The following is an 11564-nucleotide window of genomic DNA, read 5'->3' as shown; positions in this document are numbered from 1 at the left end:
TCGTGCGCTCCCCCGACGCCGGCGCATGCCCCCTGGTAAGCTCCAGACCGCCGTGCGACAGAACGAGAGGAGGTGATACCCATGAACGAATCGACGTGGGTGCTCCTCTCTGGGGTCACGGTCGGGCGATAGGTCGCTCGGGAGCGCCGCACCAGCGCACTCCCGAAAGGCACGACCATGCACTTCACCTCTGAACAGCGGCTCGACGACGGCGTCCTCGAGCGCGAATTCCTCCTCGGGGAGATCCCGGGCATCCTCTGGACGCCGGCATCGGCATCCGCTTCCTCACCTGTCGCGCTCATCCTCGTCGGCCACCCCGGTGGTCTCGGCGGGATGTACCCGCGCCTCGCGGCCCGGGCGAAGAGCTCCGCGGCCCAGGGCTTCGCCGCCGTCACCATCGAGCTGCCCGGCGCGGGCGACCGGCCGCGACTCGCCGGCGCCGACGAGGCCCGCGATGACCTGCGACGGGCCCTGCAGACGGGCGAACCCGTGACGGGCGACATCGTCGACCGTCTCGTCCTCCCCCTCGTGGAGCGGGCTGTGCCGGAATGGCAGCAGACATTGGATGCCGCGCTCGCGCTGCCCGAGATCGCCGGCCCCGTCGGCTATTCGGGTGGTCCGATCGCCATCGGCATCCGCCTGGCCGCGATCGAACCCCGCGTCATCGCTGCCGGACTCTTCGCCGGCAGCTACGTGCCCGCCTCGACGTTCGACGAAGCCCGGCGACTCACCATCCCCCTGCACGTGCTGCTGCAGTGGGACGACCGCGGCAACGACCGGCAGATGGCGCTCGACCTGTTCGACGCCCTCGGCTCGAAGGAGAAGACGCTGCAGGCCAACATGGGCGGCCACACCGGGGTTCCCTCGTTCGCGGGTGAAGACGCTGCGCGCTTCTTCGCCCGCCACCTGAGCTAACAGGGCGAACGCGGAGAGGGATGCTGCGCCCACCGCCGTGCCATCCTCACGCGAAACGGATGACGGCGTCTTTCCGCCCCCCTGCGAGACTCGCGCCATGACGAGTCACAAGGGGGATGCACGAGCATGACGATCGAAGCGAACACGGCAGCGGGTCTGACGACGGAACAACTCGCGGAGGAATTGGCGCATGTCTCCACGCCGGATACATTGTCGACGCCGTTCGGAGACTTCGAGTTCTTCGACGGCGTGCCGAAGCCCGATTCGGTGCAGGCGATCTTCGACGGTCTCGACCTGGTCCGCGGTATCACCGCGTTCCTGAACACCGTTCCGGGCGCATCGCTCGTCGCCATGAGGCGCGGCCTGCGCTCGGTCGGGGTCGACTCCCCCGACAAGATCGCCTACACCGATCCCCGGTGCACCTCCACGCCGATCTTCCTCACCCCGAACACCGAGACCACGTACGGTGTGACGTTCCTCGACCTCAAGGCGTGGGGACCGACGGTCATCGAAGCGCCGCCCGAGTCGCTGTGCGTCGTCGACGACTTCTGGTTCCGTTACGTCACCGATATGGGAATCGCCGGACCCGACAAGGGCGCGGGCGGCAAGTACCTCTTCCTCCCGCCGGGATACGAGGGCGAGCGACCCGAGGGCTACTACACCTACGAGTCGCCGACGTTCACGAACTTCGTCGTGATCCGCGCGCTCGGCGGCGTTCCGGCCATCAAGCAGTCGCGCATCTACCGGCTCAGCGACGCCGCGACCGCGCCTGAGAACACGTTCGTCAACATCGGCGAGCAGGCCTTCAACACCGTGCACTCCAACGACTTCTCGTTCTTCGAAGAGATCGCGCAGCTCGTCGCTGAGGAGCCGACCACCGCTCTCGACCCCGAACGCGCAGGGACGCTCGCCTCGCTCGGCATCCGTCACGACACGCCCTTCGCCCCCGACGACCGCCTGCGCGGCATCCTGGACAATGCGGCTCAGATCGCCGCCGGAATGGCCCGCGCGACCCTGTACGCGGCACGCGACCCCCAGTCATTCCGTTGGGAGGGGTCGTCGTGGAAAGAGGGTTTCGTCGGCGGCAGTTATGAGTTCCTGGACGATGGCGCCCGCAACCTCGACGCACGCACGCTCTTCCATTACGCGGCGACGGTGATCACGCCGGCCATGGCGCATGCGCGGGTGGGCGCCGGTTCCGCCTACATCTATACCGCAGAGGATGCCGACGGCGCCCTGCTCGACGGAGGCGAGACGTACACGCTGACTATCCCTGCGAACGCGCCGGCCAAGAACTTCTGGTCGATCGACGCCTACGACACGCAGACCCGGTCGCTGCTGCAATCCACCGCCTACCCCGCCGTGTCGAGCCTGTCCGAGGGCGTGCAGGCGGAGGACGACGGGTCGCACGTTCTCTGGTTCGGACCGACCGCCCCCGCGGGCAAGGAGTCCAACTGGATCCCGACGCTCCCTGGCAAGTCCTGGTGGCCGCTGCTGCGCCTCTACGGCCCCCTCGAGTCGTGGTTCGACATGACGTGGCGTCTGCCCGAGATCACCCGCCAGCGGGCCTGACAGTCCATCGAAGTTCACTCACATCGGATGACTCGGCACCCGGGTCGACCCGTCACGGTGGAGATTCCAGAGGAAGGACGTCCCATGACTGACCCCGCACTCGATGAGCTCGGCCCCGTCGACTTCATCGTCGTCGAGTTCCCACCCGGCCACGCCAGCTTCACCGGTGAGATGGCGGAGGCGCTGCTCGCACTCGTCGACGCCGGAACCATCCGCGTGATCGACATCCTCGTGCTCACGAAGGATGCCGACGGGTCGGTGGAGGCACTGGAGCTGTCGGAGCTCGCCGACCTCGGACCGCTGGTGCGCCTGGAGGCCGAGCTCGCCGAACTGCTCGCCGCCGACGACGTCGCACATCTCGCCGCCGCGATGGACCCGGGCACGGTGGCCGGTGTGCTCGTCTACGAGAACCTGTGGGCCGCCGGATTCGCCTCTGCCGCGCGCCGCGCGGGCGGCCAGCTCATCGCGAACGGCCGCATCCCCATCCAGTCCATCATCGCCTCGATCGAGGCCGATGAGACCGCCATCCAGATAGGAGCCTGACGTGCTCGGACGAAGAGTAGGACGCGTGGGAGTCATCGGAGCACCCGTCGCCAAGGCCGCCGTCGTGACCGCGGCCGTGACACCGGGCCGCTCACCCGTCGCCAAGGCCGCTGTCGTCGGCGCGGCGGTCACTCCCGGCCGCTCGCCCGTCGCGACGGCCGCGGTCGTCGGCGCTGTCGCGACCCCGCGTCGCCGTATCTGAGGCCGGGCGCGCTGTTTCGTCCCGCCGCTTCCGGCACGTCGGAAGCGGCGGGACTCGTCAGAGCCGCGAGATGCCCATTCCGACGATGAGCAGACCGATCACGACCAGGATGGCACTGGTGATCAGGCCCCCATTCGTCTCTATCCACTGATGCGCTGCGACCAGGCGGGGCTGCATCCGCCGGGGCGAGGCGGCGGTCACGATGATGGGCAGTGCGACGGTGGATGCCGCCACCGCCGTGTAGATGACCACGGGCACGATCGCCACGCGCACGGAGCCGGCGTCTGCATAGAGGGTCAGGCCCGCGGCCAGGGCGAGCACGATGCCCTTGGGTCGGAGGTTCAGGACGAACCCCAGCCCCAGCGCGGACCACGGGCCCATCTTCGCCTCCGCGCGCATCCATTTGGGGGTCGTCGCCACCACGCTGCGCCCGCGCCGACGGAACCATGAGATCACTCCCAGCACCATCGCCGCCACGCCCAGCACGATCTCCACGATCCCGACAGCGGTGTCAGGTTGCCGCTCGAAACGGGACGTGGGGATGACTGTCGCGAACAGGGCCGCAATGGAGACGGTCAGGACGATGCCCGCGACCCAGCCGATGAGGAAGGGGACTGCCGACCGGGTGCGGTTGGGAGACAGCAGAATCAGGATCGTCATCACGATGGGGACGGAGCTGATGGCCACCGCGGCAGCGATGATCAGCAGGTGACCGATTGTCGACACGACCGCCCTTCCCAGCCCCCGGTCCGTGCCGGGCCCCACCTGGAAGTGAAGCACAGATCGTCCCCTGCTCGCGGGCACTCCCGAGGGCGTGGCGCGCGGAGACCGCCGACCGTCTCCGCGTCGGAGCCGCGGCCCGCCGTCAGAACGCGTCGGGGAGGTCGTAGTCGGCGTCCGGCGGCTCTTGCGCGTCCACGCTGACCGGTCGCGTGATGGCGTCGATCCGATCCCGCATGTCCTGCACCACTTCACTGTTATCGGGTGTCTCCATCTCGGAGGTGGTGGTCTCGACCATCAGAATCGTGCTGGCATCCAACAGGAACGAGGCATCCACTGTGTTGCCGTCGGGGCTGATCGACTTCAGCGTGACCGTGTCGGCGCGCTGCTGTCGGCGATCAGCCAGGCATACTCGAGCAGAGTGTCCGCCGCATCGTCGCCCATCAGCAGTGCCCTGTCCGCGTAGCTCACATGTTTCATGCGTGGACAATGGGCATCCTCTTCCGGGGTTTTCGTGGGCGTTGACAACGCCGGAAAAAGGTGTCGAGCTCGCCGGGACGTCACACCTGCGCCGGGCCGTCGGCGTCCCTCGCATCACTTATCGCGAAAGTGCGACGGCACCCGGCAGATGTCATCACGCAGAGAAAGTGATTGTCGCCAAGGGCAAACAGCCTTTTCCGCCCCGCCATCGAATTGTCGGTGAATTTGATTGACAGCGCATCGAAGCCGGGAGTAGGCATGGTGCGTAACGTCGCCGACGAACCTCGCCAACAGTCCGCCGACGACCCCATTCCAGGCCCTGGGGGGCCACGTCTGTGTAAGGGGTTCCAATGGCTGATGTGAAGCGCCCGACGACGTCGGTTCACGCAAAGACGACAGGAATGTCGTGGATCACGATGGCGATCCTCATCGCCACGGCCGTCGCGAGTGTTCGCGGACTGCCGGCGATGGCCGGCTATGGCTGGGCCTCGATCTTCTTGTACGTCCTCCCCGCGATCGTGTTCATGATCCCGGTGGCGCTGGTCGCCGCGGAGCTCGCGAGCGGCTGGAAGGGCGGCGTGTTCGTCTGGGTGAAGGAGGCGTTCGGCGATCGGATCGGCTTCAGCGCCATCTGGCAGCAGTGGATGCAGAACGTGGTGTGGTATCCGGCTCAGCTGGCGTTCTTCGCGTCGGCGCTGGCCTATGTCTTCAACCCCGCGCTTGCCAACAACGGTCTGTTCACCGGTCTTGTGATCCTGGTCGTCTACTGGCTGTCGACGTTGATCGCCTTCGGCGGGGTGAAGTCCTTCGCCGGCGTGGGCAAGTGGGGTTTCATCGCGGGCACGATCGTGCCGTCGCTGGGTCTGGTGCTCTTCGCCATCCTGTTCCTGAGCTCGGGCGGCAAGTCGGAGCTCCCGCCCGCGTCCGAGGGGCAATGGCTGCCGACGTGGACGGGCATCGCAAGCATCGTCCTGATCGTCAGCAACTTCCTCTCTTACGCGGGCATGGAGATGAACGCGGTGCACGTCAACGAGATGGACAAGCCGGGCAAGCAGTTCCCGAAGGCCATCCTGCTGTCGGCGATCATCATCCTGATCGTGTTCATCTTCCCGACGCTCGCGATCTCGGTCGGGGTGGATTCGTCGAGCATCAACTTGACGCAGGGCGTGCTGCAGGCGTTCGACGTGTTCTTCGGCCAGCTCGGCGTGCCGTGGATGACGACGGTGATGGCGCTGCTGATCGTGTTCGGCATCCTCGCCTCCGTCGTGACGTGGATCCCCGGTCCGAGCAAGGGGCTCCTGCTGGTGGGACGTCAGGGTTACCTGCCGCCGAGCCTGCAGAAGACGAACAAGAACGGCATGCAGGTGCCGATCATGGTCGTGCAGGGCATCCTCGTGACAATCCTCGCCGTGCTGTTCGCGATCGTGCCGTCGGTGCAGAGCGTGTTCTGGATCTTCTCCGCGATGGCCGTGCAGCTCTACCTGATCATGTACATGATGATGTTCCTCGCGGCGCTCAAACTCCGCCGCTCGCACCCCGACGTGAAGCGCGGCTTCCGCACGCCGGCGATGGGCTTCATCGGCTGGCTCGGGTTCCTCGCGAGCCTGCTGGCCCTCCTGATCGGCTTCGTCGAGCCCGAAGGCAGCACCATGGGCCAGCTCGGCTACACGCTGCTGCTGGTCGGCGGCATCGTCGTGCTCGGCATCTGGCCGTTCATCATCTACGCCTTCCGAAAGGAGAGCTGGAAGGTCTATCCCGACGAGGTCCACGAACACTCGGCCGAGGAGGCGGGCGTCACCGACGCCGCAGCCCCTGCACCGGCATCCACTCCCACGACCACCGCGAACTGACCCGGAGACCACGAAAATGCTGCATAAGAAGGATGACGTCCGCGACGAGCTGCTTGATGAGGTCTTCGCCTCGGGAGACCTGTCGGTATCGCTGCCGAAATATCGGATGCCGCAGAAAGAGCATCTGGCTGCCCACGCGTACCAGGTGGTGACCGACGAGCTGATGCTCGACGGCAATTCCCGCCAGAACCTCGCGACGTTCTGCCAGACGTGGCTCGAGCCGGAGATCCGGTCGATCATGGCCGACACGCTCGACAAGAACATGATCGACAAGGACGAGTACCCGCAGACCGCCGAGATCGAGGCGCGCTGCGTCCACATCCTCGCCGACCTCTGGAACTCGCCCGATGCGGAGAACACCCTCGGCACCTCGACGACGGGCTCCAGCGAGGCGGCCATGCTCGGCGGGATGGCACTCCTCTGGAACTGGCGGGCGCGTCAGCGCGCGGCCGGCAAGCCGACCGACAAGCCGAACATGATCTGCGGTCCGGTCCAGGTCTGCTGGCACAAGTTCGCGCGGTACTGGGACGTCGAGCTGCGCGAGATCCCGATGGAGGGCGACCGCTTCATCATGAACGCCGACGAGGTGATCAAGCGGGTCGACGAGAACACCATCGGCGTCGTGCCGACGCTGGGCGTCACCTTCACGGGCCAGTACGAGCCGGTGCACGAGGTCAGCGACGCGCTCGACAAGCTGCAGGAGGAGAAGGGGCTCGACATCCCCATCCACGTCGACGGCGCGAGCGGCGGCTTCATCGCCCCGTTCACCCTGCCCGAGCTGGTGTGGGACTTCCGGCTGCCGCGGGTGAAGTCGATCAACACGTCCGGGCACAAGTTCGGCCTGGCTCCACTCGGCGTCGGCTGGGTGGTGTGGCGCGATGCCGCCGAGCTGCCCGAGGACCTGATCTTCAATGTGAACTACCTCGGCGGCAACATGCCGACATTCGCGTTGAACTTCTCGCGCCCCGGCGGCCAGATCGTCGCGCAGTACTACAACTTCATGCGACTCGGACGCGAGGGGTACCGCAAGGTGCACCAGTCCTGCCACGACACGTCGATGTTCCTCGCCGAGGAGATCGCCAAGCTCGGCCACTTCGACATCATCAACAACGGCGGCGCCGAGTCCGGCATCCCGGCCGTCTCATGGAAGCTCAAGGACGGAGTCGACCACCCGTTCACGCTGTTCGACCTCGCCGACCGGCTGCGCACGCGCGGCTGGCAGGTGCCCGCGTACACGATGCCCGCTGACCGTCAGGACCTCCCCGTGCAGCGCATCCTGGTACGGCAGGGCTTCGGGCGGGACGAGGCGTCGCTCCTGATGGCCGACTACCGGGCGGCGATCGAGCACTTCGACAAGCACCCCATCGTCAACTCCATGACCGAGGAAGAGGCGGGCAGCTTCCACCACTAGCCCTCAGCGCCGGCCGACGCCGGGCGATGCCTCCCCAGGATCTGGTGGCGGTATCGTCCGGCGTCGCCGTTCAGGCGAGCCGCATGGTGGCCTCGGGGCGCGCCGCCCACGCCGCGGCGGTGCCGGCGATCGCCCGCTGCATGACCTCGGCCGCCGGCGAAGGCGCGATGTCAGGTACCCGCGCGATGCTGATCGTTCGCGTGAGCGTCGGCTGGGACAGACGCACCGCTCGCAGACCCTTGCGCTCGATCAGCACCATCGCGGGCACGATGGCGACGCCGACCGCTCGCTCCACGAATCTGAGCACGGCATCCATCTCCGCCCCCTCGATGACGGTGCGGGGTGTCAGCCCGGCGGCCGCGAAGGCCGCGTCGGTCGTCGTGCGCAGGTCGTACGACGAGCTGAACACGATCTGCGGCAGCTCCGCGACCTCCGCCAGCGGGATGCTCTCGTGTGCCGTGAGCGGCGGCGCGTCGCTCGATGAGACGACGACGAGCTCCTCGACGAGGAGCGGGGTCACCGTGAACTTCTCGGTGGATGGCGCACCCGACGTCGTGATGACGGCGAGGTCAAGCTCACCACTGGCGAGGGCGTCGAGCAGCCCGCGGGAGCCGCGCTCGGTGAGATGCAACTCGATCGCCGGATGCGCCGCGTGGAACGCGGTCAGCGCCTCGGCGACGAGGCTGATGCACAGCGTGGGAGTGGCGCCGAGGCGCACCCGCCCGCGCCTGAGCCCCGCCAGCGCGTCCAGTTCGCGTCGAACGGATGCCGCGTCCGCCAGCATGCGGCGAGCCAGCGGCAGCAGCGCCTCACCGGCCGCGGTGAGCGTGCTGCCCGTGCGCGCCCGAGTGAACAGCTCGCCGCCGAGGTCCTGTTCGAGCGCCCCGATCTGCCGGCTCAGCGACGGCTGAGCCAGATGCAGCTGCTCGGCGGCGCGGGTGAAGTTTCCCAGCTGCGCGACGGTGACGAAGGCACGAAGTTGTTCGAGGTTCACTGCTGCTCCCGATTCACGGGTATAGCGTATCGCTATCGCGGCGAGTAGAAAGATGCATTGGAGTAATACACGCGCGATGCCTACCGTGGAGGGCGTGAGTATTACAGAACGCCAGCTGTCCACCACCGTCCTCGTGATCGGTACCGGGGGTTCCGGACTCCGCGCCGCCATCGAACTCGCCGAATCCGGCGTCGACGTGATCGCCCTCGGCAAGCGTCCCAAGTCGGACGCGCACACGTCACTGGCCGCGGGCGGCATCAACGCCGCCCTCGCGACGATGGACGCCGACGACAGCTGGCAGCAGCACGCGGCCGACACCCTCAAGGAGAGCTACCTGCTCGCCAACCCGCACACGGTCGAGATCGTCACCTCGGGCGCCGCTCGCGGCATCGAGGATCTGGAGCGCTACGGCATGCCGTTCGCCCGCGAAGAGGACGGGCGCATCTCGCAGCGGTTCTTCGGCGCGCACACCTACCGCCGCACCGCCTTCGCCGGCGACTACACCGGACTCGAGATCCAGCGCACCCTCGTCAACCGCGCGGCGCAGCTGCAGGTGCCGATCCTCGACACCGTGTACGTCACCCGCATCCTCGTCAACGACGACGGCGCCGTCTTCGGCGCATACGGCTTCGACCTCGAAGACGGCACCCGCTACCTGATCCACGCCGATGCCGTGATCCTCGCCGCGGGCGGGCACAACCGCATCTGGCGGCGCACGTCGTCGCGGCGCGACGAGAACACCGGCGACTCGTTCCGCCTCGCCGTCGAAGCCGGCGGCCGGCTGCGGGATCCGGAACTGGTGCAGTTCCACCCGAGCGGCATCATCGAACCCGAGAACGCCGCCGGCACCCTCATCTCCGAGGCGGCACGCGGCGAGGGCGGCATCCTCCGCAACGGTCTCGGCGAGCGCTTCATGCACCGCTACGACCCGGAGCGACTGGAGCTCTCCACCCGCGACCGGGTCGCGCTCGCCTGCTACACCGAGATCAAGGAGGGCCGCGGTACACCGAACGGCGGCGTGTGGTTGGACGTCTCGCACCTGCCGCGCGAGACGATCATGACCCGCCTCCCCCGCGTGTACCAGACGATGCTCGAGCTGCAGATGCTCGACATCACGAAGGAGCCGATCGAGATCGCGCCCACCGCGCACTACTCGATGGGAGGCGTCTGGGTGCGCTCGTCCGACCACGCCACGGACGTGCCCGGCCTCTATGCCATCGGCGAGGCCTCGTCCGGCCTGCACGGCGCCAACCGCCTGGGAGGCAACTCGCTCATCGAGCTGCTCGTGTTCGGGCGCATCGTCGGCCAGGCGGCCGCCGAGTACTCCGCGTCTCTGGGCGCGCAGACGCGCTCGGCATCGGCCGTCGCCGCGGCTCGAGCCGACATCGACGACCTGCTCGCGGCATCCGGAACCGAGAACGTGCGGGCGCTGCAGCGCGCGATCCGCGACACGATGACCGAGCACGCCGGCGTCGTGCGCGACGAGCAGGGTCTCCTGACCGGCCTCGCAGAGCTCGACGCGATCGAGGCGCGCATGGCCGACATCGGCGTGCATCCCGACATCGCGGGCTACCACGACCTCGCCCACGCGTTCGATCTGAAGTCGGCGGCGCTCGCGGCACGCGCGACACTCGAGGCAGCGCTGGAGCGCCGTGAGACCCGCGGCTGCCACAACCGCAGCGACTACCCCGAGACCGACCCCGACCTGCAGGTGAACCTCGTCTGGTCGCCGGCCACCGGCATCGTGCGCGAGTCGATCCCGCCGATCCCCGCGGAGATCGCCGCGCTCATGCGCGAGGTGTCGGTCGCCGGCAAGCTCGTCGAATAAGGAGCTCTCTCGACCGACCGGCCCGCCTTCGCTCGTCATACACCCGGCCTCAACGGCACCTTCGGTCACCTGTAGCCCGTTCGCCGACATGCTGCAACCCCCAGAGGCGTCTGGGTGCGATGCGAGTAGAAAGGCAGAGTGAAGAGAGTGACGTACGCGGGAAGCGAATTCGTGACCGGGGATGACATCGCGTCGGCACTGCTCAGCTGCGGTCGGGCGCTGGCCGAGGCCGGCGAGGCCGAGGCCGTGACAGTTCCATCGTGGGAGCAGGACGGCACGATCACCGGGGTGACGGTGCTCATCGGCCCGTCGAGCCAGATCGTCGTGCAAGACGCCAGGGTGGACGCCGAGGAGCTGATCGATGTCACCGCCATCGCGCGGCTGCACGCGGTCGAACGCCGCCTGAGGCCGGTGGCCGCGATCGACGTCGACACCCGCGACCAGGAGAGCTGGGCCGCCGACCAGCGGAACCAGGCGTGGGACGGCGAGCTGTGACGCGGTCGAGGTGACGTAAGGCTGCGGACGGGCGAGCACGAACCCGCACGTTCGTGCCCGCTACTGCAGGCAGAATTCGTTGCCCTCGGGGTCCCTCATCTGGAAATAGGTCTCGGGCCACGGTCCCCACTCCTGGTCGACCAGACGCACGACCTCGGCACCCAGCGCGACCAGTCGATCCTTCTCGGCATCGAGTTCTGCATGCGTCGGCTGGTGGCCGGGCGTGGCGCTGATGTCGAGATGGAGCCGGTTGCGTCCCTCCTTCGCCTCGGAGGCGTGGTGGAAGAACAGCCTCGGCCCCACACCTTCCGGGTCCTCGGCCATCCCGCGCTTGGCCAGATCGGCCTCGGTCAGTCCCGAGCCGAGCAGTTCCCGTTTCAGCGGTTCGTCCCACGTGGCTTCGGGATAGCCGAACACGGCGCCCCAGAAGCGGGCGAGCGCCGGAGGATCGTCGGCGTAGAACGTGATGTTCCCGAGCTTGCCGGCCATGACGACCTTCTCTCCCGCGGCGTCGGCGCCGCGACATCCGTCACCCTAGACCCTGGCCCGGACAC

General features: G+C 67.8%; 12 protein-coding genes. 8 read left to right on the top strand and 4 right to left on the bottom strand.

Going from position 1 to position 11564, the window contains the following annotated elements; all coding sequences use genetic code 11:
- Positions 1-177 precede the first annotated feature (177 nt).
- The 4 genes from NCG93_RS19790 to NCG93_RS19775 all read left to right on the top strand — a co-directional run bounded on the left by NCG93_RS19790 (position 178) and on the right by NCG93_RS19775 (position 3232).
- On the top strand, positions 178-915 hold the full coding sequence (locus tag NCG93_RS19790) for a dienelactone hydrolase family protein (RefSeq protein WP_194413418.1): 738 nt from the start codon (positions 178-180) through the stop codon (positions 913-915).
- 126 nt (positions 916-1041) lie between these two features.
- Positions 1042-2487: a DUF1254 domain-containing protein gene (locus NCG93_RS19785; RefSeq protein WP_194413417.1), complete on the top strand. Its 1446-nt coding sequence runs from the start codon at positions 1042-1044 to the stop codon at positions 2485-2487.
- 84 nt (positions 2488-2571) lie between these two features.
- A complete protein-coding gene (locus NCG93_RS19780) occupies positions 2572-3030 on the top strand; it encodes a DUF6325 family protein (RefSeq protein WP_194413416.1) in 459 nt (152 codons plus the stop codon).
- Between the two features lie 25 nt (positions 3031-3055).
- Positions 3056-3232 (top strand): hypothetical protein, encoded by a 177-nt coding sequence (locus tag NCG93_RS19775; RefSeq protein WP_241741608.1) that lies wholly within the window; start codon positions 3056-3058, stop codon positions 3230-3232.
- Positions 3233-3289: 57 nt separating this feature from the next.
- Here NCG93_RS19775 and NCG93_RS19770 read toward each other — a convergent pair whose 3' ends face one another.
- Both NCG93_RS19770 and NCG93_RS19765 read right to left on the bottom strand, forming a co-directional pair.
- Entirely contained in the window at positions 3290-3958 is a 669-nt protein-coding gene (locus NCG93_RS19770; protein WP_194413414.1) for a GAP family protein, read from the bottom strand.
- Positions 3959-4097: 139 nt separating this feature from the next.
- Positions 4098-4442 (bottom strand): hypothetical protein, encoded by a 345-nt coding sequence (locus NCG93_RS19765; RefSeq protein WP_194413413.1) that lies wholly within the window; start codon positions 4440-4442, stop codon positions 4098-4100.
- Between the two features lie 391 nt (positions 4443-4833).
- On the opposite strand from NCG93_RS19765, the gene gadC reads away from it, so the two are divergent.
- Both gadC and gad read left to right on the top strand, forming a co-directional pair.
- Positions 4834-6282 (top strand): glutamate/gamma-aminobutyrate antiporter GadC, encoded by a 1449-nt coding sequence (gene gadC / locus NCG93_RS19760; protein WP_194413412.1) that lies wholly within the window; start codon positions 4834-4836, stop codon positions 6280-6282.
- A gap of 16 nt (positions 6283-6298) precedes the next feature.
- Positions 6299-7693 carry a glutamate decarboxylase gene (gene gad, locus NCG93_RS19755; RefSeq protein WP_194413411.1) on the top strand — a complete coding sequence of 465 codons (1395 nt, stop codon included), beginning with the start codon at positions 6299-6301 and terminating at the stop codon, positions 7691-7693.
- Between the two features lie 70 nt (positions 7694-7763).
- Here gad and NCG93_RS19750 read toward each other — a convergent pair whose 3' ends face one another.
- On the bottom strand, positions 7764-8687 hold the full coding sequence (locus tag NCG93_RS19750; RefSeq protein WP_252787616.1) for a LysR family transcriptional regulator: 924 nt from the start codon (positions 8685-8687) through the stop codon (positions 7764-7766).
- A 76-nt stretch (positions 8688-8763) separates the two neighbouring features.
- Here NCG93_RS19750 and NCG93_RS19745 point away from each other — a divergent pair, with 76 nt between their 5' ends.
- Complete coding sequence (locus tag NCG93_RS19745) at positions 8764-10515, top strand: L-aspartate oxidase (protein ID WP_206687324.1); 1752 nt, start codon at positions 8764-8766, stop codon at positions 10513-10515.
- A gap of 138 nt (positions 10516-10653) precedes the next feature.
- Positions 10654-11010 carry a hypothetical protein gene (locus NCG93_RS19740; RefSeq protein WP_194413408.1) on the top strand — a complete coding sequence of 119 codons (357 nt, stop codon included), beginning with the start codon at positions 10654-10656 and terminating at the stop codon, positions 11008-11010.
- Between the two features lie 60 nt (positions 11011-11070).
- On the opposite strand, the gene NCG93_RS19735 is transcribed toward NCG93_RS19740, so the two are convergent.
- Entirely contained in the window at positions 11071-11499 is a 429-nt protein-coding gene (locus NCG93_RS19735) for a VOC family protein (protein WP_194413407.1), read from the bottom strand.
- Positions 11500-11564: the final 65 nt, after the last annotated feature.

This window comes from Microbacterium yannicii, from assembly GCF_024055635.1.
Taxonomy (GTDB): domain Bacteria; phylum Actinomycetota; class Actinomycetes; order Actinomycetales; family Microbacteriaceae; genus Microbacterium; species Microbacterium yannicii.
This window is presented reverse-complemented; position numbering and strand designations above follow the sequence as displayed.